Source organism: Streptomyces sp. V3I7 (assembly GCF_030817495.1).
Taxonomy (GTDB): domain Bacteria; phylum Actinomycetota; class Actinomycetes; order Streptomycetales; family Streptomycetaceae; genus Streptomyces.
The window spans coordinates 701,721-727,219 of record NZ_JAUSZK010000001.1; the positions used below are offsets into that span (position 1 = coordinate 701,721).

The following is a 25,499-nucleotide window of genomic DNA, read 5'->3' on the forward strand; positions in this document are numbered from 1 at the left end:
AGGCCCGCAGGAGCGATGCCGCCGCGAGCGGAATCTACTACTGTTCCACTGATTGTTCCGCTGTTCCACTGATTGTTCCGAAATCATCTTGCAGCCCCGCATTGCGCATCGCAAGATTCCTCAAGTGAGTGAGCGACCTTGGGGTGTTGCTCTGCTAGCCTCGCGCTTTCATGAAGCGGGCTGTCTGATGAATGGTCAGGCAAGCGAAAAGTGAGCCTTTTTCCATCCTCATCCGGGTGGTCGCGCATCGCAGTTTGCGAAGGAGCCACCAGGACTTGAAGGTGGCGATGGCCTGCCCGACGAGTGCTCTCTGGACCGCCACGACTTCTTCAGTCGTGCGACGCCGCGCTCGACCGGCGCGCCCGTGCTATGCGGTTCACAGGGCCTCGCCGCTCCTCGATGACAAGGGCGCCCAGGTGTACCAGACGCGCACGCCGTGGTCGTGGAGCCAGGCGGTCTCGCGGTGCCGGAGTTCATGCGCGGACTCCGGGGCGATGGCGCTGGGCCAGCGGACGAGTACAGCGGTGACGTGGCCTGTCTGAACCAGCTGGCGCACACGCCGCCAGCCTCTGCGCTGGGCCGGGTCGGGCTCACCGTACGTGTCGGTGACGACCTCGGCGATCGTCAGTCCGCGCTCCCGGGCGAACGCGTGGCCTTCTGTCCGCGCGCACTGCGTGGCCGCCCCGGGCGCGCCCGGGGCTCGGTCGGCGCATACGTACAACACAACAGGAGAAGCGGTTTCGCCGTGGGGGGTCATGGGCGCCTTCTGTAAGTGGATCGAGGAGAAGGGATTCCTCGCAGCGCGAAGGGGACGTAGCGGGGCCGTGCGGTGTCGACTGCGTTTCTGCCGTTGGACGGGGCAACAGGTCTGGTCCGGTGCACAGTCGGCCGGGCGTGGCCACGTTGCGTCCGGGCTGTCGCTGCCGGGCGAGCGCCATATTCAGCGCCGACGGGTGCCCATGGCATCAGGGATAGGCCGTCAACTCTGCCCAGACAACCTTTCCTTCGGCCCGCGTCGAGCATGCGGAGCCCCAGCGGTCGGCAAGTTGCTGGACGAGGAACAGGCCCCGCCCGCTCTCCTGGCCGGGGCCGGCGTGATACTCGGGCGGGCTGACCGGGGTGCGGCCGTCATCGTGGAGTTCGATACGCAGGCGCCGCTCGTCGCCGGTCAGCGTGAGGCCACACAGGACATGACCGCTGTCGGTGTGGAGTACAGCGTTCGTGGTCAGCTCGGAGACCAGCAGCACCGCGTCGCAGCAGGTGTCGCCGGGCACCTTCCAGGCACGGAGCCGGTCGCGCACGGTGTCGCGGGCGGATCTCACGCTGGTGCGCAGGGCGGGCAGGCCGAACCAGTACTCCCGACGAGGCACGGTCGTGGCTAAGGCGGGAGCCGGGGCCGGGGCTGAGGCCGGGGCTGAGGCCGGGGCTGAGGGCGTGGGCAGAGTCACGGATGTCGCCTTCCAGTGCCTTCTCGGGGGGTGGGCGCAATGTGGGGATGCGGGCTCCAGCTCGAGCGGTGAGAGGCGTATGACGAGGCGGGCGTCCTGCGGTTGGGGTGCCGACGACGGCATCGGCATCACGTGTCCCGCCCGGGCCGGATGCCGCGTCAGAGCTGTGACTTGACCGCTCACATGTCAACTATGCGCGTGATCGCGCTCACGCTGCAACCGACTCCCTGATAATTTCAGCAGCGCGGGTATCACTCTGGCGTCAACATCAAGTCACTGTCAGGATGGCGTTGTTGACTGCCCCTCAGGAGGTTGGGCGTGAGCGAAGCCCGTTCCAGCACCAGCGCACCGACCGTCCTGCGCATGATCCTCGGCCGTCGGCTGCAGGACATGCGGCGGGACGCCGGCGCCTCGCTGGAGGACGCGGCAAAAGCCCTGCGCGTGAAGACCCTGACGATCCGCCGGCTGGAAAAGGCCGAGGTCGCGCTGAAGCCTCTCTACGTGGAGAAGCTCCTGGAGACCTACGGGGCGGACCGCCAGGTGATCGACGAGTTCGTCGACCTGGCCGAACAGGCCAACGAGCCCGGCTGGTGGCACTCCTACCGCGACGCCGTCCCCAGCTGGTTCACCGCCTACGTCAGCCTGGAGACCAGCGCCAAGACCCTGCGCACCTATGAACCCCAGTACGTCACCGGCCTTCTGCAGACCCCCGACTACGCCCGCGCCGTACTGCGCGGCGGGTTGCCGAACGGCAGCGAGGAGGAGCTCGCGCGCCGTGTGGAGCTGCGGCTGCGCCGCCAGAGCCTGCTGGAGCGGGAGGACGCCCCCACGTTGTGGGTGGTCATGGAGGAAGCCGTCCTGCACAGGGAGGTGGGCAGCCCGGACGTGATGCGGGAGCAGATCGAGCGGCTCCTGGACGTGTCCGAGCTCGCGCACGTCAGCCTCGACGTCGTGCCCTTCGCCGCGGGTGCGCATTTCGGGGCGTGTGCCCCGTTCACTTATTTCCGGTTTGAGGAACCCGAACTCCCCGACATCGTCTACAGCGAACTTCTGTCCGCCTCGGTCTACCTGGACCAGCGCCCGGACGTCGTCGCCCATCTCGAGGCGCATTCCCGTATGGCGCTGCTGACGTCGTCGGAGGACAGCAGGGTGCTCTTGAACCGCATGCGCAAGGAGTACTCGTGACATTCACAGACGAGGGCGTCTACAACGGCATGCCGGCCCGCGACCTCGGGGAACAGGGCTGGGAGCGCCCCTGGAGCGGACCGAACGGCGGTCAGTGCGTCGAGACGAAACTACTCGCCGACGGCCGCGTGGCCGTACGGCAGTCGACCGACCCGGCCGGGCCGGCGCTGATCTACGCGCCGGAGGAGATCGCCGCGTTCGTCCGCGGGGTCAAAGAGGGCCTGGCCGATCACTTGGTCGCCGGGTGACCGACGGCAAACAGGTGGGACGACGACACCGGTCCCGCTCCTGGCCTGCGGGCCGACAGACACACGCGTGAAGGGGAGAACATGACCACCAGGCAGGCCGGCCGGGATCTCGACACGAGCAAGGCGCACTCGGCCCGGATGTACGACTACTTCCTCGGCGGCAAGGACCACTTCGAGATCGACAAGGAGGCGGCCCTGGTCGCCGCCGAAGCCCACCCCGGTATCTATGTGACCGCCCGCGAGAACCGGGCGTTCATGCACCGGGCCACCCGGGTCCTGGCGCAGGAGCACGGCATCCGCCAGTGGCTCGACATCGGCACGGGTATCCCGACCGAGCCCAACCTGCACCAGGTCGCTCAGTCCGTCGCGCTCGATGCCCGCGTCGTGTACGCCGACAACGACCCCCTCGTCCTGAAGTACGCCGAACGCCTCATGCGCAGCACGGCGCAGGGACGCACGGCCTACGTCGAAGCCGACGCCACAGACCCCGATGCGCTGATGAGCGCGGTGGAGGCCTCGGAGGTCCTGGACTTCGACCAGCCCTTCGCCCTCTCCCTCAACGCGCTCATGCACTTCATCACCGACCCGCACGACCCGTACGCCATCGTGCGCCGGCTGCTCGACCCGCTCCCGGTGGGCAGCGCCCTCGCCATGAACCACTGCACGCCCGACTTCGACCCCGTCACCTGGAACAAGGTCGCGGAGGTCTACACCAAGTCCGGTTCTCCGGTGCAGTTCCGTTCGCACAGCGACGTCCGCCGTTTCTTCGACGGACTCGACCTGATCGACCCCGGCATCGTGTGCTGCCACCGCTGGCGTCCCGCCGGACCGACCGACGGGACGGAGCCCACGGACGCCCAGATCAGCCTGTTGGCGGGCGTGGGCATCAAACGCTAGCCGGGGGCCGTCCGCGGCCGAATTCGACAAGATCAAGACGGTTCGCGTGCACGCCATGCCGCAGGAGGGGGCGGCAGTGTCCCGCCACGATGTGAAGCCGCCGTCCACCGTTCGTCCCGGCCTTGCTTCACCTATCGAAATTCGATAGATTCCCATCGCAATTCGATGGAAGGATGGGGCATGGGAAAGCTGACAGTGGGTGCGCTGCGCGCTGTGCTCGTGGTGGTGCTCACCGGCACCGTGTTCGTACAGGCATTGATGGTGTGGGCGTTGGTCACCGGGAGCGATCCGGAGGACGGGTCGCTCCCGCTGACCCCGCTGCGCGTGGTCACGATCCTGGGCATGGTGGCGGTCCAGGTCGCCCTGGTCTGCGTATGGCGGCTGGTGACGATGGTGCGACGCGGAACCGTGTTCTCCCACGCCGCCTTCCGGTACGTGGACGGCGTGATCGGCGCGATCGTGGCGGCTGCCCTCGTGTGGTTCGCGGTCACGGTCCTCAATGCGCCCGGCCAGCGGGCCGACCCGGGCGTCACCCTCATCATGGGCGGGGTCGGCGTGGCCATCCTGGGAGTCGCGCTCATCGTGCTCGTGCTGCGGATGCTGCTCGCCCAGGCCGTGGCGCGCGACGTCGAAGCGGCGCGGATGCAGGCCGAGTTGGACGAGGTGATCTGATGCCGATCGCCGTCGACATCGACGTGATGCTGGCCAGGCGGAAGATGTCCGTGGGCGAACTCGCGGACCGCGTAGGGATCACGCCCGCCAACCTCGCGGTACTCAAGAACGGCCGCGCCAAGGCGGTGCGCTTCGCCACGCTCGCCGCGCTCTGCGAGGTGCTCCAGTGCCAGCCGGGCGACCTGCTGCGCTGGGAGGCAGAGGACACCGAGGACGAGTGAACCGAGCCCGCCGACGCGTCATCGCCGATCCCGCCCGCCTTTGACCAACTCCGCGAGCATCCGGGAGCCGTGCCCGAGGGGATCCCGGGACTGCCGAGGTGCCCCACCCTCACCATCCGCGCGGCGTACAGAACGCCCTGGTCGTCGTGCTCGCGCTGACCGCCTGCGCGGTTCTGGCCGCAGCGACCTCCCTGCCGGCGATGGACGAGTGGATCACCGACCCGCCGCCGTCCGTCCAGAAACGCTCCCGCTCTGCGGGCAACGAAACGGCAGTCGCCGAACCCTCCACGAACCGCAGCCCGTCCGGGCCGCCCTCCGGCAGACCCGGCGCCCCTGTCCCGGCGTCGCACAGGGCTTCGCGGAGGCCCTGTGCGGTGGCGCCCTGCCCGCGAGCCTCCGGCGCCGCCCTGCGGCAGCGTCCGCGCCGCCGGGGTGCGCGGGCTAGTAGTGCTTCGTTAGGTTCTGCTTCTGTCTCTGCGGCTGTTTCTTGGCAGGGTTCGGCCGCAGGTGGTGCAGGTGCCGGTCCAGCACTTCAGCAGGTCCTGGAGTGTGTCGAGGACCTGGTAGAGGGTCAGGCCGGCGTCTGGGCTTTTGGGTCGAGCCGCCTGAGGGTGAGGAAGGCCTGGGCTGCGGTGACGAGGGTGACGTGGTGGTGCCAGCCGCGCCAGGTGCGGCCCTCGAAGTGGTCCAGGCCCAGGCCATGCTTGAGTTCGCGGTAGTCGTGCTCGATCCGCCAGCGCATCTTCGCCCACCGCACCAGGTCGGCGATCGGGGTGCTGGCGGGCAGGTTGCTCATCCAGTAGCCGGTCGGCTCCGACGCGTCTTCGGGCTGCTCGACAAGCAGGGTCCGCAGCGGCAGCACTCCGTCCCAGCGGCTGCGTCCGCCAGCCTGTTCCTGCGCGGTGCGGATGGCTTCCTTTCCCGACGGCCGCACTTTCAGCATGGCGAAACGCGAGGTCATCGCGCCTTTGCTGCCCTGCCGCCATGTGACCTCCTCGAAGCGGGTACCGGCGTCGATGAGGTCGGGCAGGGGCCGGGCAGGCCCGCGGTAACGGGGCAGGGTGGGCGGCCCCAGCCCGCCATAGGCAGGCTGAGACGGCTCAGCCGTCGCAGGCCGAGCGATCTCCTTGGGATCCACCGCCATCACGTAGGACCAGCCGCGTTCCTCCAGCGCGAGCCGGAAGGAGACGCTGCGGCCATAGCCTGCGTCCGCCACGATCACCGGCACCACCAGCCCCTGGCCGGCGAGCCGGTCCAGCAGGCCGAGTGCCAGACGTGTCTTGGACGCGTGCTCGACCTCGTCGGGCACCCCGGCCCGTCGGCGCCGCAGCTGGTCCCCCGCCCATTCCTCGGGCAGGAACAACTCCCACTCCAGCGGGCACGAGGCGGTGTCGGTGGCCGCGTGGACACTGACCGCGACCTGGCAGTTGGCCCGCTTGCCCAACGCTCCGCAGTACTGCCGGGCCACCCCGACCGACGCGGTGCCGCACTTGGGAAACGACACGTCGTCGACCACCCACACATCGGGAGCGATCACCTTGCACAGCCGCTCGGCGATCCGCCGCCGCACCGGCGACCACTCCCACGGCGATTGGTTCACGAACTGCTGCAGGGCCTGCATGTTCCCGTCCGGCAGCCGTTCCGCCATCGGCTGGACCGACTTCCGGCGGCCGTCCAGCATCAGACCCCGCAGATAACACTCGCCCCAGCGGCGTTGATCCCGCCGCGGCACCGACCCGAACACATCGGCGACGAACTCCGCTAACTCACCCCGGAGCCGTTCCACTTCCCTCAACCTCATACCGGAAAGGCTGCCCACCACCAGACGAGATCACCCGACGTAACGAAGCACTACTAGGGCCTGTCGTTTGGATCATCCCGGCGTCGCGGGGCCTGGCACGCACATCTGCCGCGTTGTCGTCGGTTGCCAACTCCCCCACCCTCGGCTCCGCTCGCGCGGGGGCACCCCCATCGCGTTGACGCCCTCCTCCGCCTTGCAGCTGCACGCACCAGACCCCACTCGGGTCGGTCGAGAAGTACCGCACCTCACAGCCAGCCTGATCCAAACGACAAACCCTAGAGAAGTCCCAGCAGCCGCAGGTCCGAGGCGTACTTGCCGATGAACTCCGGTGAGAGCGACGGCACCCGGCCCTCCCCCACGCCGAGTCGGTCCACCGCCGCGGTGAACCGTGCCGCCGGCACCGCCGAGGCCGGGCGGGGCTCGGCGGGGCGGGCGTAGGCGCTCATCAACGGCAGGAGAGACAGGCGGCGTTGGTGGTCCGGCAGGCCGCGCAGGGCCGCCTCGGTGCGGATGTGCCACTGCCGGTGGTCGTCGAACCGGGCGAGGGGATGCCCCGCGTCGGCGAGCCAGTCCACGAGGGTGTCCAGCGAGATGCCGTCGTCGTTCGCGTTGACGGTGTGGTACGTGACGTACCCGTCGCTGTCCGCGGCGTCAGCGCCGAGTGCGGTGATCGCCGCGGCGGTGAAGTCGACCGGCAGGCCCCGGTAGTGGGCCCGCCTGCGGTTGCCGTGCCCGTCGAGCCGGTAGAAGGAGCGCGGCGCCATGCCGGTCGCCAGGACGCTGAGGATCAGCCGGGTGAACCGGTCGGCCCGGTTCAGCCGCCCGGGCAGGCTGCTGTGGGCCAGGATCATGTCGGGCCGGAACACGGTGACCGGCAGGCCCGCCCGCTCGTGCGCCTCCCGCAGCAGGACCTCGCCGGCCCACTTGCTGGTGGCGTAGCCGTTCGCGTCGGAGTCGTTCAGCTGCCGGGTCGCCGCGGCGGAACGGATGTCGGCCGTTTCGTCGAGGAACGATCCGTCGGGCCGCATCGCGGCGGCCACCGTCGACACGTAGACGAACCGCTTCCTGCGGTGGGAGAGCGCCAGCGCGATCAGCTCGGCGGTCGCGGCCACGTTGGGGGCGAACAACTGGCGGTACGGAAGGACGTGGTTGACCAGGGCCGCCACGTGCACGATCTGGTCGGTGTCGGCGCCCAGCCGCTCCCAGACCGCCTCGTCAAGGCCGAGCCGGGGCGCCGAGACGTCCGCGGCCAGCACCTCGAGATGCCTTTCCGCGGTCGCGGCGAACCAGGCCCTGTCCGCCGACGCCTCACCCAGGCACGCGAGGACACGCTGCCGGGCGGCCGCGTCGTCGGCGGCGCGGGCGAGACAGGTGAGCGTGCCGCCGGTCTCGGCGACCCGGCGGAGCCATTCGACGGCCAGGAACCGGCCGAGGTACCCGGTGGCCCCGGTGAGCAGGACGTTGTGGACCATGTCGGGTGCCTTCGTCCCCTCGGTCAGAAGCCGTTCGTCGACGAAACGGTCCAGGGCCAGGTCGCTCGCCCGCACCTCCGTCGCGTCACGGCCGTGCACCGTGGCGAACGTGGGGCGTTCGGTCCGGGTCGCGTGCGCCGAGGCGAGGTGGTCCGCGATCCGGGCCAGCGTCGAGGCCGGCTGGAGGACGACCTGGATGGGCACCTCCACGTCGGTGATCTGCTCGAGAACGGCCACGAAGGTGTGCGCCGACAGGGAGTCACCGCCCAGATCCGTGAAGGCGGCCTGAGCCCGGACCAGCGAGGCGGGGCAGCCCAGGGTGATCTGGGCCGCGGTGAGGACTGCCGCCAGCGGTTCTACGTCCCCTGCGGCCCGCAGCGCCGCGATCTGGCCGTCTCTGCCGGTGGCGATGTCCGCGTACAGCCGCTCCAGCGGGGCGCCGTAGCGTTCCTTCAGGGCGGGGCGCAGCAGCTTGCCGACGCCCGAGAGCAGTCCGTTGTCGATGGTGAACGGCTGCCGTTCGACGAGGACGTCGTGCGGGATCTCGTACGCGTTGAGGCCCGCGTCGTGGGCGAGTTCGCGCATCGAGTCCAGGGTCCTCACGCGTATCGCGGCGTCGTCGGCCCCGGCCAGGTGCTCCGGGTCGGGGACGACCACCGCGAGCAGGAAGGCCTGCTCGCTGCTGCCGTGCACGTAGATCTGGGCGATGTACGGGCTGGTCGCGTACAGCGCCTCGAGGCCGGACACGGCGACGAACTCCCCCTGGGAGAGCTTGACGACGTTGTTGATCCGGTCGACGTAGACCAGGTGGTCGGGCGCGGTCTGGGCGAAGACGTCGCCCGTGCGGTAGAAACCGTCCTCGTCGAAGGCGCGGGCGGTGACCTCGGGCTGCCGGTAGTAGCCGGGGAACAGTCCGGTCGACTTCACCCGCAACTCGCCGCGGGGGAAGGGCTTGTCGGTGGCGAAGTAGCCGAGTTCGGGGACGTCGGCCAGCCGGTAGTCGGTGACCGGCGGGCGGCGCACCACCTGGTCGACGACGATGGCGCGGGTGGTCTCCGTCGAGCCGTAGCAGTCGACGATCCTCGTGCCGAGAACCTCGGCCATGAAGGTGTGCATCGCCTCCGACAGGGGCGCGCTGCCGCACAGCGCGACCACGATCCGGCCGCCGAGCATGTCGTCGCGGACCTGGAGCGACGCGGCCGCCTCGGCGTCCGGGCGGGCGGTGCCGGTGCGGCACAGGCGGTCGGCTTCGAGCAGGTACCGCTGGTACACCATGTCGCAGATCCTCGGCACCAGGCTGAGGATCGTCGGCCGCGACAGGCGGATGTCGTCGAACAGTGTCGACATGTCGCTCCGGGCGGAGAAGAAGCCGATGCCGCCGGCGGCGAGTCCGTTGATCAGATAGGCGCGGCCGTTGACGTGGCTCATCGGCATGTAGTGCAGGACCAGCACCGGAGTGCCGCTGCCCGCCGCGGTGTTGAGGCCACCGCGGCAGTTCTGCCACATACGGGTGATCATGGACGCGGTGTAGATGGCGCCCTTGGGCGTGCCGGTGCTGCCGGAGGTGTAGATCAGGCTGACCAGACGGTCCGGGTCGCCGTCGTCGTACGGCTGCACGGCGGGCAGCCGGGCCCCGCGGTCCAGCTGGTCCTGCAGCGGCACCACCTCGGCCCTCTCGCCCAGTTTGTCCGCGGCCGCCCTCAGGGCGTCTTTGTGGTCGTCCACCCGGGGGTCGTAGTCGAAGACGACGAGACGTTCGACGCAGTCGGAGGCGAGGACGGCGTCCACGGCGGTGCCGAGCGAGCCGATGTCGGCGGCGAGGAGCCGCGGGCGGGTCTCGGCGATGACCGGCGCCAGCCGGGGCGCGGAATGGCCGAGCGGCAGCGGGACCGCCACCGTGCCCAGGTACATGCAGGCCAGGTCGATGGTGGCGTAGTCGACGCCGGTGAAGCCCAGGGTCGCGACGAAGTCACCGGCGCGCAGGCCGCCTTGGCTCTCGTCGGACCAGGCGGTGGCGAGGCCGATCACTCGCTGCCACACCTCTGCGTAGGTCAACGTCTCGAAGTGGGGCAGGAGTTCACGGGTGGCCCGGCCGGTGGCGGGATCGCGGACGATGCGGTCGGCCCGGCGGGCGAGCGCCGGCCGGTCCGCATATCCGCCCATGGCGGCGGCGATGGTGCCGACGAGGCTCCCGTCGGCGCGGACGAGGGCGTCGGCGACGTCCGGCGACGGAACCGCCCGGGCGAATTCGGGGTCGTTCGCGTGCAGTGCCGCGATCCTGGACGCGACGTCGTGACCCGCCTGATGATCGGACATGAGAGCTCCGCGTGAGACGTGAGAGTGAGACGTGTGGCGTGTGGCGTGTGGCGTGTGGCGTGAGACGTGAGACGTGAGACGTGAGAAGAGTGCGAGGAACCGTGACGTCCCGGGGCCGATGTCGCCGCCCCCGGGACGTCACTTGGCGGCGTCGGCGGGCAGCCCCCGGCCACCGGTGAAGGCGGCCAGCGCCATCAGCACGTAGACGACGAGGACGACGAACGCCGGGGCGGCGATGCCGTTTCCGGACTGCAGCCCGGCGAGCAGGGCGACGCCGATCAGAGACCCCGTCGACCGGCCCGCCGACATCAGCCCGCCGGCGATGGCCGAGCGGTGCGCCGGGGCCGCCGCCATGACCAGGGTGATCTGCGGCACCGTCGCCAGACCGAAGCCGATGCCGACGAACACCAGGCCGAGGCACGTACCGAGCGGGGCCCGACTGCCCACCGCGACCAGCAGCAGCCCGCCGGCCAGGGACAGCGCGATGCCGGCGCCCAGCACCTTCCGGGCACCGAACTTGGCGTCGAAGCGCCCGGCGACCAGGGGCATGAAGGTGATCGGCAGCGCGGAGGACAGGAAGCACAGCCCGGTGGTGACCGGGTCGTAGCCGCGCACCTGCTGGAGGAACACGCTGAGCGTGAACATCAGCCCGTTGTACGCGACGAAGAGCAGCAGGCCCACGGTGACGAAGCCCCGGAACCCGGGGGCCCGGAACAGGTCGCCCGGTATGAGGGGGTAGGCGTACGTCCGCTGCCGGATCACGAAGGCGGCGAACGCGATCACGGCCACCGCCGCGGCCGCCACCGGCAGCGGACGGGTCCATCCCAGGTCCTGGCCCTCGGCGAGAGCCAGTGCCAGGGAGCCGAGGAAGACGATGGACAGCAGCTGGCCCGGCACGTCCTGGGGCTCCTTGGCCGCGGCCTGTTCGCCCCGGGGCATGTGCCGCGCCGACAGCCACAGGACGAGCAGCACGACGGGTACGTTGATCCAGAAGATGCTCCGCCAGCCCACCGTCTCGACCAGGGCGCCGCCGAGCGTGGGGCCGAAGGCGACCGGACTGCCCGCGCACATCGACCAGATGGACATGGCCTTGGCCCGCTTGGCCTGGTCCTGGTAGGTGTCGGTGAGCATCACCAGCACGGCGGGCATGAGCAGCACCGCTCCCAGCCCCTGCGAGGCGCGCATGGCGACGAGCACGGCTCCGTCGGGAGCCAGGCCGCACAGCACGGACGTCACGCCGAACAGGACGACGCCGAGGCGGAACATCCGCACCGCGCCGTACCGTCCGACCGCCGCGGCACCGGCAAGCAGCAGGCTGGCGATGACGACCACGTACGAGGTGACGACGAACTGCATCGTCGGCAGGCTCGCGTCCAGGTCGGCGCGTATGGACGGGATCGCCACGTGGACGATGCTGGTGTCGACGACGATCATCCCGTGTGCCAGGCAGGCCACCGCGAGGACGCGGCCGGGCCTGAGGGCCGATTCGCCCACGTCCGGCGCGCGGTTGTCGAGACGGGTCGATTCGGTCATGGGCCTGCCATTTCGCGGTGCGTCGTCGGTTCGTGCGTATGCCCTGAGACGTCAGTTCACTCCGGTGTCGGCCAAAGCCACGAGATCCTAGTCGCGCCGAAACCCACGGCGTCAATACGGAAGTTGGCCGAACCAGCGCGGGCGTCTGAATCGGGCCGCTTCCAGGGGTCGGCATATCGGCACAGAGGTCGGTCTTCTACTTCCCCGCAGGGTCGGAAGCCCGTAGCCTCGAAGCGCTGAGAACAGCGTGAGGGTGATCGTTGGGCCGTCCGGAACTCTCCCAGGAGTAAGAAACAGTGGAACCCACCTCGACGGCTGCACGGTCGGTCACCGCTACCGACCCCCGCCTGCTGCTCAACGCCTTCGACCACCAGTTCCGGGGCTTTCGCACCTTCTGGTTCGACCGGATCGCCCCCGCCGGGCCCGTCGTGCTCCCGGCGGCGCTCGGAGCCGAACTGGAGGAAGCGGTCGCCTACTTGGCCGATCTGCTGCGCAGGGCGGTACGGAGCCTGGGCGCCGACAGCCTGGCCCGGCACCGGGCCCTCGGCCTCGACGAGCGACTGACCGGCTTCTACGCCGACGAGGACTTCGAGACCACGTACGCGACGCTGATGGGGCGGCCGGACGTGATGCTCACGGAGTCCGGATGGAAGTTCATCGAGTTCAACTTCTGCTCCTCCACCGGCGGCCAGGTGTACGGCCACCTGCTCAACGAGCTGTGGCGACAGCTGCTCCCCGAGGACGTGGCGGCCCGTCTCACCCTCGCGGACCCCCTGCGGACGCGGACCGAGGTGCTGCGCACCGTGCTCGGCGACCTCGGCCTGGACCCGCACATCGCGCTCGTCGGCTATCTCCCCGACGTCTTCCTCACCGACGTCGGCAACAGCCGCCGGTACTACGAGATCGAGGTCGACTCGCTGCGCAAGGGAGGAATCCGGGCGGAGTACTTCGAAACAGGCGAGTTCGTCGCCGAACTCGGCTCCCGCCGGGGCGAGTTCCCGCTGGTGCTGGAGCGGACGGTGCCGCAGGAATGGCTCGACGCGGGGCGGGACATCGGTCCGCTGCTGCGGATCAGGAAGTGCGGCTCCAGCGTGCTGACGCCGCAGAGCTCCTACCAGGCGGCGAACAAGCAGCTGTTCGCGCTGCTGTCCCAGGGACAGGAGTGGATGACCGACCAGGACCGGGAGTTCGTGGACCGATACCTCCCCTGGTCACGCGTGATCGGCGACGAACTCGTCACCTACCAGGGCGAGTCGTGGAAGCTGGACGAACTGCTGAGGAGCAGGCGGGAGGACTTCGTCGTCAAGCGCTCCGACGGCGACCAGAACTTCGACGTGCACATCGGATCCCGGACCGAGCCGTCCGCCTGGGAGGGCGTCATCGCCAAGGCCAGGTCCGCCGGGACCTGGATAGCGCAGGAGACCGTCCGCAGCACCGGACTCGCCGCGCACGTGCTCGACGTGGAACAGGGCGAGTACCGGGACATCGTGACGCGTGCCGTGTTCGGACCGCTGTTCATGGGCGGACGCATGACCGGCTGCGTGGCGCGCTACGACGTGCCCGCCCCGCGCAACGCCCCTGCCGGGACGGCGGGTTCCAGCATCCTGGGCACCGTCGGCTGGCAGGCCGACTGAGCTCGCCGGGCCCGCCGGCGCCCGACGAGTGCCACCAGCCGGACCCGGGAACGTACCTGGCGCTTGCGGTGGATCCGGGTGAGCGCCGCCGGTGGCGCACCGTCACCGCGAGGCGGCCGTCCACGCCTCGACCTCGTCCGCACTGCGTGGCAGGCCCGAGGACAGGCAGTGCGCGCCGTCGGCCGTGATGACGAAGTCGTCCTCGATCCGTACGCCGATGCCGCGCAGCTCCTCGGGGATCGTCAGGTCGTCGGGCTGGAAGTACAGCCCCGGCTCGACGGTGAGGACGTGACCGGGTTCGAGGACGCCCTCCAGGTAGGCCTCGCTGCGGGCACTGGCGCAGTCGTGGCAGTCCAGGCCGAGCATGTGGCCGGTTCCGCAGACGGTGTACCGGCGGTACAGGGCCCGGTCGTGGGCCGCGTCGCCGCCGGGCCTCAGGCCCCAGTCGTCGAGACCCTCGGCGATCACCCGCATCGCCGCGTTGTGGAAGTCCCCGAACCGGGCGCCGGGCCGCAGCGCGGCGATGCCCGCCGACTGAGCGGCGAAGACCAGGTCGTAGACACGGCGTTGGGCCTCGGTGAAGCGTCCACTGACCGGCAGGGTCCGGGTGACGTCCCCGGTGTAGCAGGAGTCGGCCTCGACACCGGCGTCGAGCAGGAGCAGGTCGCCGTCGCGTACCGGGCCATCGTTGCGGACCCAGTGCAGGACGCAGGCGTGCGAGCCGGCCGCCGCGATGGTCTCGAAGCCCAGGCCGTAACCCTCAAGCCGAGCCCGCCGGTTGAAGGTGCCCTCGATCCAGCGCTCGCCCCGCTCGAGGTTCGTGGCGTGCCGCAGCTCTCCGGCGACGTCGTGGAAACCGGCGACCGTGTGGTCCACGGCAGCCCGCAGCTGCTCGAGTTCCCACTCGTCCTTGACCAGCCGCAACTCCGAGAGGAGCGTGCACAGTTCGGCATCGCGACCCGGGTCCGGCGGCACCAGCGCGTCGATGAACGCGTCCTCGCCGCGCACCACCCGGGTCGGGACGTTGCCGTGCAGAGCACGCTCCAGGTCGTCGCGCGCGGCGGCCTCGATGCCGAGGGCGTCGGCGGTCTCGGCCAGCGTGCGTCGCCGGCCGACCCAGAACTCGCCGTGCCTCCGGTCGCTGTAGAGCTCCGCGCCGTGCGGCCCACCGCCGCGCGGGGACCGGGGCCGGGTGAACAGAGTGACCGCGTGCCCGGTCCCGGTGGGTTCGAAGACCAGGACGCTGTCGGGGACCGCCTGGGTCCCCTGCTCGGCGGTGAGGTGGAGGAACGCGGAGTGCGGCCGGAAGTGGTAGTCGAAGTCGTTGCTGCGGACCTTGAGCCCGCCCGCGGGGACGACGACGCGTTCCCCGGGGAACCGCGCGGACACCGCCGCGCGCCGCTTGGCCGCGTACGCCGCCCCGGACACGGGCGGCAGCCTCAGGTTCGTGTCCGCCCAGCCCTGCCGAAACGACTCGGCCACCGCGGCCGGTACCGCCCGGTCGTGACTCTGCGCCCCGCGCAAGCCGTCCTGCCGTTCCATCGCACGCCTCCCCATCGTGTGGTGCTCCGCTGTCGCGGATGAGTCAACTGCTGTACGCCGCAGCCCGGTTGATGGGTCGCGGCGGACGGGGTCAGCCCCGCAGCCGGGCCATCCAGGCCTCGACATCGTCCGGGGTCCGGGGCAGGCCGGCCGAGAGATTCTCGTTGCCCTCCGGGGTGACGAGGATGTCGTCCTCGATCCGGATGCCGATGCCGCGCAGCTCCTCGGGGGCCGTGAGGTCGTCGGACTGGAAGTAGAGACCCGGCTCGACGGTGAGCACCATGCCGGCTTCCAGCGTGCCGCCCATGTACATCTCGGTCCGGGCCTTGGCGCAGTCGTGCACGTCCAGGCCGATCATGTGGCCGACGCCGGACAGCGTCCAGCGGCGGAACAGCCCGAGTTCGTAGGCCTCGTCCACCGTACGGCCGCCGAACAGCCCCCAGGCGTGCAGGTGTTCGGTCAGCACCCGCTGGGCGGCTTCGGGAAAGTCCCGGAACGACGCACCGGGCTTGACCGCGGCGATGCCGGCCTCCTGCGCCGCGAGCACCGCCTCGTACACCTTGCGCTGGACGGGCGTGAAGCGGCCGCTCACCGGCAGGGTGCGGGTGAGGTCGGCGGTGTAGAGGTTGCGGGTCTCCACACCGGCGTCGAGCAGCAGCAGGTCGCCGGGGCGGGCCTCGCCGTCGTTCCGGACCCAGTGCAGGGTCGTCGAGTGCGGGCCCGCGGCGCAGACCGAGGTGTAGCCGACGTCGTTGCCCTCGATCCGGGCGCGCGTCCAGAACGTGCCCTCGATGGCGCGCTCCGGCGTCGGCGAGTCGGTGCCGAGGACACGGACCACGTCCTCGAAGCCGCGGATAGTGGCGTCGCAGGCGTGACGCAGGTCGGCGATCTCGAACTCGTCCTTGATCAGACGCATTTCGGAGAGGAAGACGCGGAACTCGTGGTCACGCTCGGCGGTCACCTTGTCCGTCAGGACGGCGTCCACGGCCGCGTCGTAGCCGCGCAGCAGGCGGATGGGGCCGGTGGCCGCGGCCAGTCGCTCGGTCAGGGTGCGCACGTCGCGGCAGGGCAGGCCGAGCAACTGCTCGTTCTCGGCCAGGCTGTTGCGGCGCCCGTCCCAGAGTTCACCGTGGTAGTCGAGCCAGAACTCGCCGTTCTCGCGGTTGGAGCGCGGGAGCAGGTAGGCGACCGCCTGGTGCGAACCGTCCGGTTCCGGTTCCAGGACCAGGACGGCGTCCTGGGACTGGTCGCCGGTCAGGTAGACGAAGTCGGAGGAGGCCCGGAAGGGGTAGTCCGTGTCGTTGGAGCGGACCTTGGGGTTGCCGGACGGGATCACCAGCAGCTCGCCGGGGAAGCGGGCGGAGAGCTCGGCCCGGCGGCGCGCGGTGTGGGCGGCCTGCGGGATGGGGTCGAGGTCGCGCCGCTCGGTGTCCGCCCAGCCCTGCAACATGTTCTCGGCGAGTTCGTCGCTCACCCCCCGGGACCGGCCGCTCGCCCGCTTCCTGGCCTCGCCGCGTTCCTCACCCACAACCGCCTCCTGCTGCGAATCGGTCACGCACTGCCTCCTCGATGAAAGGGGATCGGCAGGCTATCCAACCAGCGGGGGAACGGACAGGGCGTGCCGAGTCAGCTGACCGTGAGCGCCCAAGTCGTACGTCCCCGTCCGTGCCGTCTCTGTCCGCGCACGGCACATGACGCATACGCCCGCCCGATCGGGGAACCCCACGCAGGTATGGGACTGAACCACGGTGAAACGCCCGTTCTGGACGCCCTGGCCCGGTATCACGAGGCTGGTGAGCTCGCGTTCACCCCGCCAGGGCACAAGCAGGCACGCGGGGCGGACCCGCGGGCGCGGGCGGTCCTCGGAGACGCCGTGTACCTCGGCGACGTGCTGGCCGACGGCGGACTCGACGACCGCCTGACACAGGGCCGCGTCCTGGAACGGGCCGAGGAGCTGATGGCCGACGCCGTACACGCGGAGCACACGTTCTTCTCCACCTGCGGCAGCTCGCTGTCGGTCAAGGCCGCCATGCTGACGGTGACCTGTCCCGGTCACAGCCTGCTCGTCGGGAGGGACGCCCACAAATCCGTCATCGCCGGGCTCATCCTCTCCGGCGTACGCCCTGTGTGGGTCGAGCCGGAGTGGGACGACGAGCGTCACCTCGCGCACCCGCCGGCGGCAGCGGCGTACGACAGGATGTTCACCGACCATCCCGAAGCCGACGGCGCGCTGGTCACGAGTCCGACGCCCTACGGGGCAGCGGCTGACCTGCGCGGCATCAGCGAGGTCTGTCACCGGCGGGGCAAGCCCCTGATCGTCGACGAGGCGTGGGGAGCGCATCTGCCGTTCCACGACGACCTGCCCTCCTGGGCCATGGACGCGGGCGCCGACATCTGTGTGACCAGCATCCACAAGATGGGCAGCGGCCTGGAACAGGGGTCGGTCTTCCACCTCCAGGGCGACCTCATCAACCCCGCCGAACTCGCCTCCCGCGCCGACCTGCTAGGGACCACCAGCCCCAACGTCCTGCTGTACGCCGGAATCGACGCATGGCGGCGGCAGATGATGGAGCACGGTCACGAACTCATCGACGCGGCCCTGAGCCTCGCTCACCGCACCCGTACGGCCATCGAGGACATCGACGGCATCCACGTGAACGACGCGCGGGACTTCTGCGGTCCCGGACTCGCCGACGACTTCGATCCGCTGCCGGTCGTCATGGACATCAGCGGCCTGGGCATCACCGGCTACCGCGCGGCTGACTGGCTGCGCGAGCGCCATCACGTCGACATGCACCTCGTCGACCACCGCCGTACAGGCGCCCAGCTCACCCATGCGGACGACACCGACACGGTCGGTGTTCTCCTCGCCGCCCTGAGCGACCTGGCCGACCACGCCGACGAGCTGCGGGACGCTCCCCGGGTCGACGTGCCCTCCTCGCGCGACCTGCGCATGGAGCAGGCCCGGCTTCCCCGCGACGCCTATTTCGCGGACCATGTGGACGTGCCTCCGGGCGAAGCCGCAGGGCGCGTCGCCGGTGAGATGGTCACGCCGTATCCGCCGGGCATTCCTGCTGTTCTTCCCGGTGAGCGCCTTACTGAGCCCGTTCTGCGCTACCTGACGACCGGTGTCGCCGCTGGCATGAACCTGCCCGACGCCGCCGACAGTCAACTGGCCACGATCCGGGTCGTGCGGGAAGCCTGAACCAGGGCGGCCCGCGCGGCCTATGGGGCCCCGTGCGGCCCGTGCGGTCACAGGCTGGTGAGCAGCTGCGGGGAGAGGGTCTTCAGCATGGTGTCGGTCCAGCTCATCTGGCGCACGGTCTGCGGACGGCACTCGGCGGCGAGGTCGACGAGACCGCTCTCCCCGGCGGCTTGCGCGGCCTGGCTCAGCATCTGCCAGTCGAGGGCGTTCTTCGCGGCCGCGAGATGCAGCTCGCGCAGGTCCAGCAGCAGGAGGACGCCCGGGTCGGCGGCCGCGTCATCGGGTGCCGGTGCCTGCCGCCGGGGCGTCAGTGGTGCGGTTTCCGGCAGGTGCAGTCCGTGCGACTCCGCAGCGCGGGCGACGCGTTCGGCGTGGTCGTGGGACCAGCGGGCGATGTCGGTGGCGACGTGGTGGACCTCGTGGTCGGCGCCGTGCCGGTCGGCGACGGTGAGCAGGCTCTGCTCCAGTCCTCGTTCCCCGTCGTACAGCGCGCGCAGGACGAGCGCGATGCCCTTCACGGCGTACCCCCTTCCTGAGCCGGCGTATCCCCTCCGTCGGCCGTCGTCGTCTGGTGAGCGACCGCCGAAGGGCCGCCCTCGGTGGAGGGGACGAAGCGTGGGTCCGCCGGGGCCGAGGCGGTGGTGGTGGGCGCGGGGGACACGGCGCCGTCGGCGCGCTCGACGAGGGTCAGCCGGGCGGCGGCGGTCTTGAACAGCGGCTGTTTGGAGACCGGGTCCCAGTCGGTGGCCGTCGCCTCGTTCGCGGCCCTGCCTCCGCCCGTTCCGGGGCGGTCGCCCGCCGGGGTGTCCCAGTAGCCGTAGTGGAACGGCAGGAACACCATGCCGTCACGGATGCCGGTGACGCGCAGCCGTCCGCGTACCGATCCTCGCGGGCTGGTGACTTCGACCAGGTCGCCCTCCGCGACGCCGTGCCGCAGCGCCTCGCCCGGGGAGAGTTCGACCCACATCTGCGGTGCGGCGGCGTTCAGTTGGGGGGCGCGGCCCGTCTTGGTGCGGGTGTGGAAGTGGTACAGGGTGCGGCCGGTGGTCAGCTGGAGCGGGTACTGCGGATCGGGCGTCTCGTGGGGCGGTACGTATGCGGCCGCCTTCAGCACCGCCCTGCCCTCGGGGTTCAGCGCTCGGTACTCGGTCTCGGACACGGACGCGCCGGTCTCCAGGTCCCTGCCGTACGTCTCGCAGTCGTCCGGCGCGGCCCAGGTGATGCCGTCGGTGTAGAGCCGCTCGGTGCCCTGCGGCGACTTCTCGGTGCACGGCCACTGGATGCCGCTCTCGCCCGCCAGCCGCTCGTAGCTCAGGCCCGAGTAGTCGCAGGGCCGGCCGCGGCTGCACTCCTTCCACGCCTCGAAGGCCGATTCGGGGTCGTGCCAGGTGACGAGCGGTCGGTCGTCCCGGTCGCGGAAGTCCATCCTGCGGGCGTAGTCGAGCAGGATGTCCAGGTCGGGCCGGGCGTCGCCGGGCGGGTCGACCGCCTTGCCGGAGAAGTGGACGGTGCGGTCGGCGTTGGTGAACGTGCCCGTCTTCTCCGCCCAGGTCGCCGCGGGCAGCACGACGTCCGCCAACTGGGCGGTCTCGGTGACGTACAGGTCCTGGACGACGGTGAACAGGCTGTCTTGGCCGAGGAGTTCGCGGATGCGGTGGAGCTCGGGCAGGGAGACGGCCGGGTTGGTGGCGGAGATCCACAGCATCCGGATCGAGCCCTGCTCGGCGTAGCGGAAGATCTGCATCGCGGGGGTGGGCGGGGCGTAGTGCGGGATGCGGGAGGGCTCGACGTTCCAGATGTCCGCGAGGTCGGCGACATGCGCCTCGTTCTGCCAGTTGCGGAAGCCCGGCAGGTCGCCGTTCGCGCCGCACTCGCGGGTGTTCTCGGCGGAGGGCTGGCCGTTCATCTGGAGGACGCCGCAGCCCGGCCGGCCGAGCATGCCGCGGATGAGCTGGAGGTTGTTGACCTGGCAGGCGGCCGCGGTGGCCTGGTGGGACTGGTAGACGCCCTGGAGCACGGTGGACAGCAGCCGTTCCGCGCCGCCGATGATCTCGGCCGCCTCGCCGATCCGCCGGGCCGGGACGTCGCAGATCCGGGCGGCCCAGGCGGGCGTGCAGCCGGCGACGTTCCGGGCGAGTTCCTCGAAGCCCACGGTGTGCGTGTCGATGTACGCGTGGTCGATCCGGTCCGTTCGGATGATCTCGTGGAGGAGCGCGTTGAGCAGGGCCACGTTCGTGCCGGTGCGCGGTGCCAGCGTGACGGTGGCCCGGCGGGCGACCGGCGTGGGGCGCGGGTCGACACAGACGAGACGTGGCGCATCGCTTCCCTCCAGCCGGTCCAGAACGCGCATCCAGAGCACCGGCTGGGTCTCGGCCATGTTGTGACCGAAGAGCGCGAGCACGTCGGCGTGGTCGATGTCGGTGTAGGACGCGGGCTGGCCGTCGCAGCCGAACGTCTCCTTCAGCGCCTCGGCGGCGGTCGCGGTGCACAGGCGGGTGTTGCCGTCCAGGTGGTTGGTGCCGATCCCGGCGCGGGCGATGACGGCCAGGGTGTAGTACTCCTCCAGGAACAGCTGGCCACTGGTGTAGAACCCGACGGAGCCGGGCCCGTCCTCGCTCAGCAACTGCCTGGTGCGCGTGACGATCCGGTCCATGGCGGTGTCCCAGTCGCAGGCGACCAGTCGCCCGTCCTTCCGGATCAGGGGCGTCGTCAGCCGGTCCGAGGATCCGCCGGCCTGCCAGCCGAAGAGGTCCTTGGGGCCGAGACGGCCGTGGTTGACCCGGTCGCCGGGCCTCCCGCGCACTCCGACGATGCGGCCGTCGGCGACTGCGACGTCCATCGCGTCCCCGTTGGAGTGCAGCAGGGACGCCGTCGGCACCCACCGCTCCACGCGGTCGGCCGTCACTCCGGGTTCCAGGAAGGAGTCGACCCGCACCGGCCACGGGTCTCCGGGACCGTACGGGGTGCGCTCCCCCCAGGGCCGCGCGATGCGGTCCACCTCCGGCTGCATCGTCCACCTCCACGATCGCCCTCAGGGACGCGTGGCGAATACCCCCTCGGTCGGGGGTTACGCGCCGGGCCGGCCGCGCTCCTGTTTCGGCGGCTTGCGTCGGGTACTCGAAGACGACAGGGCCCCAGGCGGTACCGATCGTGAGCGGAGGAGAGCACCGTGCAAGGCAGGCGGCGCGGCTGGGCGCGCCGGTGACGGACCGCAGTCCCGAGTCGCGCCGACGATGAAGGAGGGAGTCTCCCGTGACCGAGGATCCGACCCGCAAACACCCCCGGCCCGAGTTTCCGCGGCAGGACCAGCGGCATCCGGGCTGGACCGGCCCCATGGACCCGCCGCCCGACCACGGTGAGGCCTCCTACGAGGGCTGCGGGCTCCTCCAGGACCGCAAAGCGGTGATCACCGGCGGCGACTCCGGCATCGGCCGGGCCGTCGCGCTCGCCTTCGCACGCGAGGGGGCCGACGTGCTGTTCACGCATCTGCCGGAAGAGGCCGAGGACGCCGCGGAGACCGCACGCCTCGTCGAGGAGGCGGGCCGCAAGGCCGTGGCCGTGTCCTGCGACATCCGGGACGAAGAGCAGTGCCGCCGCCTGGTGGAACGCGCCGTCGCGGAGTTCGGGCACATCGACGTGCTGGTCAACAACGCGGCCTACCAGATGTCCCAGCCGGAGGGCATCCAGGCGATCTCCACCGAGCAGTTCGACCGGGTCATGCGTACCAACCTGTACGGGATGTTCTGGCTGTGCAAGATGGCGCTGCCGCACATTCCCGCCGGCGGCTCCATCATCAACTCCACGTCCGTGCAGGCGTACAAACCCAGTCCGCACCTCCTGGACTACGCGACGACCAAGGGGGCGATCGTGGCCTTCACGCAGGGACTCGCGCAGATGGTGGCCGACGACGGCATCCGCGTCAACGCCGTCGCCCCGGGCCCGGTCTGGACGCCGCTGATACCGGCGACGATGCCCGACACCGTGGAGTTCGGCAAGCAGTCGCCGCTCGGCCGGCCCGCCCAGCCCGCCGAACTGGCACCGGCGTACGTCTTCCTCGCCTCACCGCGGGCGAGCTTCGTCACCGCGGAGATCATGAACGTCACCGGCGGCACACCACTGCCCTGAGGGCGCGTGGGCCGTCTCGGCTCCCTCACCGGGTACGGCGTGTGCTTCTGTCCCGTCCGCCGAGCGATCGTCGCCGCGCAACAGCGCGAGGATGCAGTCGACTTGGCGGGCGTTCGTCGACTTGGCGGGCGTAGTCCGGGGGGGGGCGGCACGGCCGGCCGTAGTCCTGGGGGGCGCCTGGCTGGTGCAGCAGCTGTCGCTGGAGTTGGAAGCGTGGCGACCGACGCCGAAACCGGGCCACCTGCTCTGCCCCCGCGCCATGTTCGCGAGAGACGTATTTCCTATCGATTCACTAGGAAAGCGTTGACGGGCAACCGGCGGAGTACGCAGGATGGTGTGCCGGTAGTCAGCCGCCTTACTTGATAAGGAACTTGGCCCGAGCGCTCCCGTCCGGCCAACCGAAGGCCGCCGACACCAACCCTCGCCGTCGACCCTGAGGAGACCACCGCCATGGGCGTTGCCGCCGCGCCGTCCGGCCCCGCTCCGGAGTCCGAACGGACCGGGCCCGGCCGTGCGCACTGGCTGTGCGTGGCCCGTGAGACGGCGGACGACCTCGCCACGGACGCGGTGGGCCGCGAGCAGGCGGGCAAGGCGCCGTTCGACGAGGTGTCCCGCCTGCGCGAGGCGGGGCTGCTGTCACTCCTCGCGCCGGCCGAGTCCGGGGGCGGCGGCGCGGACTGGCGCACGGCCTACGCCGTCGTCCGCGAGATCGCCGCGGCAGACGGCGCGATCGGTCAACTGCTGGGCTGTCACTACTTCCTGTCGTGGAGCGCGCCGTTCTTCACCCTGCCTCAGCTCGCCGCCCGGATCGAGGCACGGTCCGTGGCGGAGCAGTGGTGCTGGGGTGGCGGGCTCGCCCACCAGGAACCCCCGCTGACCCTGACCGTGGCGGCCGGCGGGCAGGTGCTGAACGGCCGGCAGAGCTACGCCACGGGGGTCCTGGTCGCCGACCGCCTCGTCGTGCGTGCCGTGCGGGCGGACACCGGAGATCCGCTCGCCGTCGTCGTCGATTCCACCCAGCACGGCGTGGAGATCGACGGGGGCGCCGACACCTTCGGTCAGCGGCTCGCGGCGGGCGGAAGCGTCGAGTTCGATGCGGTACCGGTCGCCGCCGACGACGTACTCGGGTCGCTGTCCGCGGACGAGGACGTGCTGTCGCCCGCGGCCGCTCTGGTGTCGCCGGTGGGGCGTCTCCTCTCCGTCCAGCTCCGTCTCGGCATGACCGAGGGAGTGCTCGCCGAGGCCCGCGAGTACCGGCGTGCGGGCCACTCGTCCTGGCACCCCGCCTGGCCGGCCGGCTACCCCCAGGACCCGCAGGTGCTGGCCGTCTACGGGGAACTCACCGTCCTCACCCGCTCCGCGTCCGCGCTCGCCGATCAAGCGCTGGATGCCGTGCACGGCGGGCTGGCGCGCGGCGAGGACCTCACCTACGACGAGTACGCCGACATCGCCGTCCTCGTCGCCATGGCCGACGCCGCCGCCTGCCGCGCCGCACAGGAGTCCACCGCCCGCGCCCTCGACATCATCGGCGCCCACTCCACGTCCGCGCGGCTGGGCTTCGACCGCTTCTGGCGCAACGCCCGGACCCATACCTTGTACGAGCCCGTCACCCACCGGCTCCGCGATGTCGGGGACTACTTCCTCAACGGCGCGCACCCGCCGTTCGTCCTGCCCGTCTGACCATGACGGGCACCGCCGGCCCGAACGCCAAATGGGCGACTCGACTCGGCGACTCGGCGGCACGCCGGCACAGCGATTCAGCGACGCAGCGAATTCGCCATGCCTGCCGTCCAGCCATTCATGAACGCCGTGCTTCACGCACGTGTCGGCGGGTTGAGAACATGAGACGCGGGCACAAGTGCCATTGACCGAGCGGGATTTCACTGCAACGCTTTTACCTGTGAGCAAGTCCGAGTACCTCGCCGCGCGCCTGCACGTCGACCTGCGACGTCAGGCCAGCGCCCTCTGTGCCGCCGGTCGCCGTACCCGCTGACAGACGCGGCCTTCTCGCGCTCCATTCGGGCATTCCACCGCTATTTCGGGTGACGTGTGTTCCCCATTGCCCCGCGTTTGTCGCACCCCTTTTTTGACTGACCCTTTTTGACTGAACCGCAATACGCCCCCCAGTCGCCCCATCGATCTCGAACAGGATCCTTTATGGCCACGACGGCATCGTCCCGGCGCCAGTTCCTCTCTCTGCTCGGTCTATCGGCGGCGGCCGTGAGCTGCGGTACGACCGCGACCGGAGCCACGTCGGGGCAGGGCCAGACCAAGACGCTCCGGTACCAGGGCTGGGCGGGGAAGGTCATCCTGCCCGAACTGGCCGAGGACCTCGGCTACTTCGGCGAGGTGAAGCTGAAGTGGACCGGCAACACGATCAGCGGGCCGCAGGACATCCAATCGGCGGCCACGGGTCAGGTCGACTTCGGGGGCGCGTTCAACGGCGCGGTCGTCAAACTGGCGGCGAACGGGGCTCCCATCAAGTCCGTCATCAGCTACTACGGCTCCGACAAGTACGCCTACAACGGCTTCTACGTCCCCAAGGACAGCCCGATCCACTCGGCCAGGGACCTCATCGGCAAGAAGGTCGGCATGAACACCCTCGGCGCGCATGCGGAGGCCATGCTGGACATCTATCTGCAGCGAGGCGGCCTCTCTCGGGCGGAGGCCGGCAAGGTCGAACCCCTGGTGGTGCCTCCGGTGAACACCGAACAGGCCTTGCGTCAGAAGCAGATAGACGTAGCCGTCCTCGGCGACATCCTGCGGGACAAGGCCCTGGCGGTCGGCGGCATCCGCCCGCTGTTCACCGACTACCAGCTGCTCGGCGCGTTCAGCGCCGGCACCTACGTGATGACCGACCGCTTCCTGAAGCAGAACCCCGACACGGCCAGGGTCTTCGTCACCGGCGTGGGAAGAGCCGTCGAGTGGGCCCGTTCCACTCCGCGTGAGCAAGTCATCGCCCGGATGACGGACATCGTCGGCAAGCGCGGCCGCAACGAGGACACCGCACCGCTGAAGTACTGGCAGTCCTTCGGCGTCGCGGAGACCGCGGGCCGGATCACCGACAAGGAACTCCAGCTGTGGGACGACTGGTTGACCGAGCGCGGCGACATCAAGAAGGGCCAGGTGACGGTGGCCGACCTCTACACCAACGAATTCAACGCGGCTTCTTCCCCTTCGACGAGCGGGAGCTGACCGCC

Annotated in this window: 20 protein-coding genes; 11 read left to right on the forward strand and 9 right to left on the reverse strand. The window is 70.4% G+C overall.

Annotation, left to right across the window (positions count from 1 at the left end; genetic code table 11):
• Window positions 1–376 precede the first annotated feature (376 nt).
• Window positions 377–757: a hypothetical protein gene (locus QFZ74_RS03370; protein WP_307619270.1), complete on the reverse strand. Its 381-nt coding sequence runs from the start codon at window positions 755–757 to the stop codon at window positions 377–379.
• Between the two features lie 208 nt (window positions 758–965).
• Window positions 966–1,370, reverse strand: coding sequence for an ATP-binding protein (locus QFZ74_RS03375; RefSeq protein ID WP_307619271.1), 405 nt, complete (start codon window positions 1,368–1,370; stop codon window positions 966–968).
• Window positions 1,371–1,766: 396 nt separating this feature from the next.
• Between QFZ74_RS03375 and QFZ74_RS03380 the strand changes: the two genes are divergently transcribed.
• The 5 genes from QFZ74_RS03380 to QFZ74_RS03400 all read left to right on the forward strand — a co-directional run bounded on the left by QFZ74_RS03380 (window position 1,767) and on the right by QFZ74_RS03400 (window position 4,671).
• A complete protein-coding gene (locus QFZ74_RS03380) occupies window positions 1,767–2,633 on the forward strand; it encodes a helix-turn-helix transcriptional regulator (protein ID WP_307619272.1) in 867 nt (288 codons plus the stop codon).
• A 29-nt stretch (window positions 2,634–2,662) separates the two neighbouring features.
• The gene (locus QFZ74_RS03385) at window positions 2,663–2,881 is read left to right on the forward strand and encodes a DUF397 domain-containing protein (protein WP_373462466.1); all 219 of its coding nucleotides are present in this window, start codon (window positions 2,663–2,665) and stop codon (window positions 2,879–2,881) included.
• An 81-nt stretch (window positions 2,882–2,962) separates the two neighbouring features.
• Window positions 2,963–3,778 carry an SAM-dependent methyltransferase gene (locus QFZ74_RS03390; protein WP_307619274.1) on the forward strand — a complete coding sequence of 272 codons (816 nt, stop codon included), beginning with the start codon at window positions 2,963–2,965 and terminating at the stop codon, window positions 3,776–3,778.
• Between the two features lie 180 nt (window positions 3,779–3,958).
• Window positions 3,959–4,450, forward strand: a complete 492-nt coding sequence (locus QFZ74_RS03395) for a DUF2975 domain-containing protein (RefSeq protein ID WP_307619275.1) — start codon at window positions 3,959–3,961, stop codon at window positions 4,448–4,450.
• On the forward strand, window positions 4,450–4,671 hold the full coding sequence (locus tag QFZ74_RS03400) for a helix-turn-helix transcriptional regulator (RefSeq protein WP_307619276.1): 222 nt from the start codon (window positions 4,450–4,452) through the stop codon (window positions 4,669–4,671). The genes QFZ74_RS03395 and QFZ74_RS03400 overlap by 1 nt, the downstream gene beginning before the upstream one ends.
• Before the next feature lie 571 nt (window positions 4,672–5,242).
• Here the strand turns inward: QFZ74_RS03400 and QFZ74_RS03405 are convergent.
• The 3 genes from QFZ74_RS03405 to QFZ74_RS03415 form a co-directional block, all read right to left on the reverse strand.
• On the reverse strand, window positions 5,243–6,472 hold the full coding sequence (locus QFZ74_RS03405; protein WP_307619277.1) for an IS701 family transposase: 1,230 nt from the start codon (window positions 6,470–6,472) through the stop codon (window positions 5,243–5,245).
• A 275-nt stretch (window positions 6,473–6,747) separates the two neighbouring features.
• Window positions 6,748–10,260, reverse strand: coding sequence for a carboxylic acid reductase (gene car / locus QFZ74_RS03410; protein ID WP_307619278.1), 3,513 nt, complete (start codon window positions 10,258–10,260; stop codon window positions 6,748–6,750).
• A gap of 138 nt (window positions 10,261–10,398) precedes the next feature.
• Window positions 10,399–11,793: an MFS transporter gene (locus tag QFZ74_RS03415; protein WP_307619279.1), complete on the reverse strand. Its 1,395-nt coding sequence runs from the start codon at window positions 11,791–11,793 to the stop codon at window positions 10,399–10,401.
• A gap of 296 nt (window positions 11,794–12,089) precedes the next feature.
• On the opposite strand from QFZ74_RS03415, the gene QFZ74_RS03420 reads away from it, so the two are divergent.
• Window positions 12,090–13,427, forward strand: coding sequence for a hypothetical protein (locus QFZ74_RS03420; RefSeq protein ID WP_307619280.1), 1,338 nt, complete (start codon window positions 12,090–12,092; stop codon window positions 13,425–13,427).
• A 102-nt stretch (window positions 13,428–13,529) separates the two neighbouring features.
• Here the strand turns inward: QFZ74_RS03420 and QFZ74_RS03425 are convergent, their stop codons facing one another.
• Together QFZ74_RS03425 and QFZ74_RS03430 are read right to left on the reverse strand one after the other, a co-directional pair.
• Complete coding sequence (locus QFZ74_RS03425) at window positions 13,530–14,969, reverse strand: aminopeptidase P family protein (protein ID WP_307619281.1); 1,440 nt, start codon at window positions 14,967–14,969, stop codon at window positions 13,530–13,532.
• 91 nt (window positions 14,970–15,060) lie between these two features.
• The gene (locus QFZ74_RS03430) at window positions 15,061–16,497 is read right to left on the reverse strand and encodes an aminopeptidase P family protein (protein WP_307624034.1); all 1,437 of its coding nucleotides are present in this window, start codon (window positions 16,495–16,497) and stop codon (window positions 15,061–15,063) included.
• A 204-nt stretch (window positions 16,498–16,701) separates the two neighbouring features.
• On the opposite strand from QFZ74_RS03430, the gene QFZ74_RS03435 reads away from it, so the two are divergent.
• A complete protein-coding gene (locus tag QFZ74_RS03435) occupies window positions 16,702–18,174 on the forward strand; it encodes an aminotransferase class I/II-fold pyridoxal phosphate-dependent enzyme (RefSeq protein ID WP_307619282.1) in 1,473 nt (490 codons plus the stop codon).
• Between the two features lie 47 nt (window positions 18,175–18,221).
• Here QFZ74_RS03435 and QFZ74_RS03440 read toward each other — a convergent pair whose 3' ends face one another.
• Together QFZ74_RS03440 and QFZ74_RS03445 are read right to left on the reverse strand one after the other, a co-directional pair.
• Window positions 18,222–18,692, reverse strand: a complete 471-nt coding sequence (locus tag QFZ74_RS03440) for a hypothetical protein (RefSeq protein ID WP_307619283.1) — start codon at window positions 18,690–18,692, stop codon at window positions 18,222–18,224.
• Complete coding sequence (locus tag QFZ74_RS03445) at window positions 18,689–21,184, reverse strand: molybdopterin oxidoreductase family protein (RefSeq protein WP_307619284.1); 2,496 nt, start codon at window positions 21,182–21,184, stop codon at window positions 18,689–18,691. The genes QFZ74_RS03440 and QFZ74_RS03445 overlap by 4 nt, the downstream gene beginning before the upstream one ends.
• Window positions 21,185–21,426: 242 nt before the next feature.
• Here QFZ74_RS03445 and QFZ74_RS03450 point away from each other — a divergent pair, with 242 nt between their 5' ends.
• The 4 genes from QFZ74_RS03450 (at window position 21,427) to QFZ74_RS03465 (ending at window position 25,494) form a co-directional block, all read left to right on the forward strand.
• A complete protein-coding gene (locus tag QFZ74_RS03450; RefSeq protein WP_307619285.1) occupies window positions 21,427–22,299 on the forward strand; it encodes an SDR family oxidoreductase in 873 nt (290 codons plus the stop codon).
• Window positions 22,300–22,749: 450 nt separating this feature from the next.
• On the forward strand, window positions 22,750–23,979 hold the full coding sequence (locus QFZ74_RS03460) for an acyl-CoA dehydrogenase family protein (RefSeq protein ID WP_307619286.1): 1,230 nt from the start codon (window positions 22,750–22,752) through the stop codon (window positions 23,977–23,979).
• A gap of 220 nt (window positions 23,980–24,199) precedes the next feature.
• Window positions 24,200–24,292, forward strand: coding sequence for a putative leader peptide (locus QFZ74_RS30390; protein ID WP_373462339.1), 93 nt, complete (start codon window positions 24,200–24,202; stop codon window positions 24,290–24,292).
• Window positions 24,293–24,456: 164 nt separating this feature from the next.
• Window positions 24,457–25,494: an ABC transporter substrate-binding protein gene (locus tag QFZ74_RS03465; protein WP_307619287.1), complete on the forward strand. Its 1,038-nt coding sequence runs from the start codon at window positions 24,457–24,459 to the stop codon at window positions 25,492–25,494.
• The last annotated feature ends 5 nt before the right edge of the window (window positions 25,495–25,499 follow it).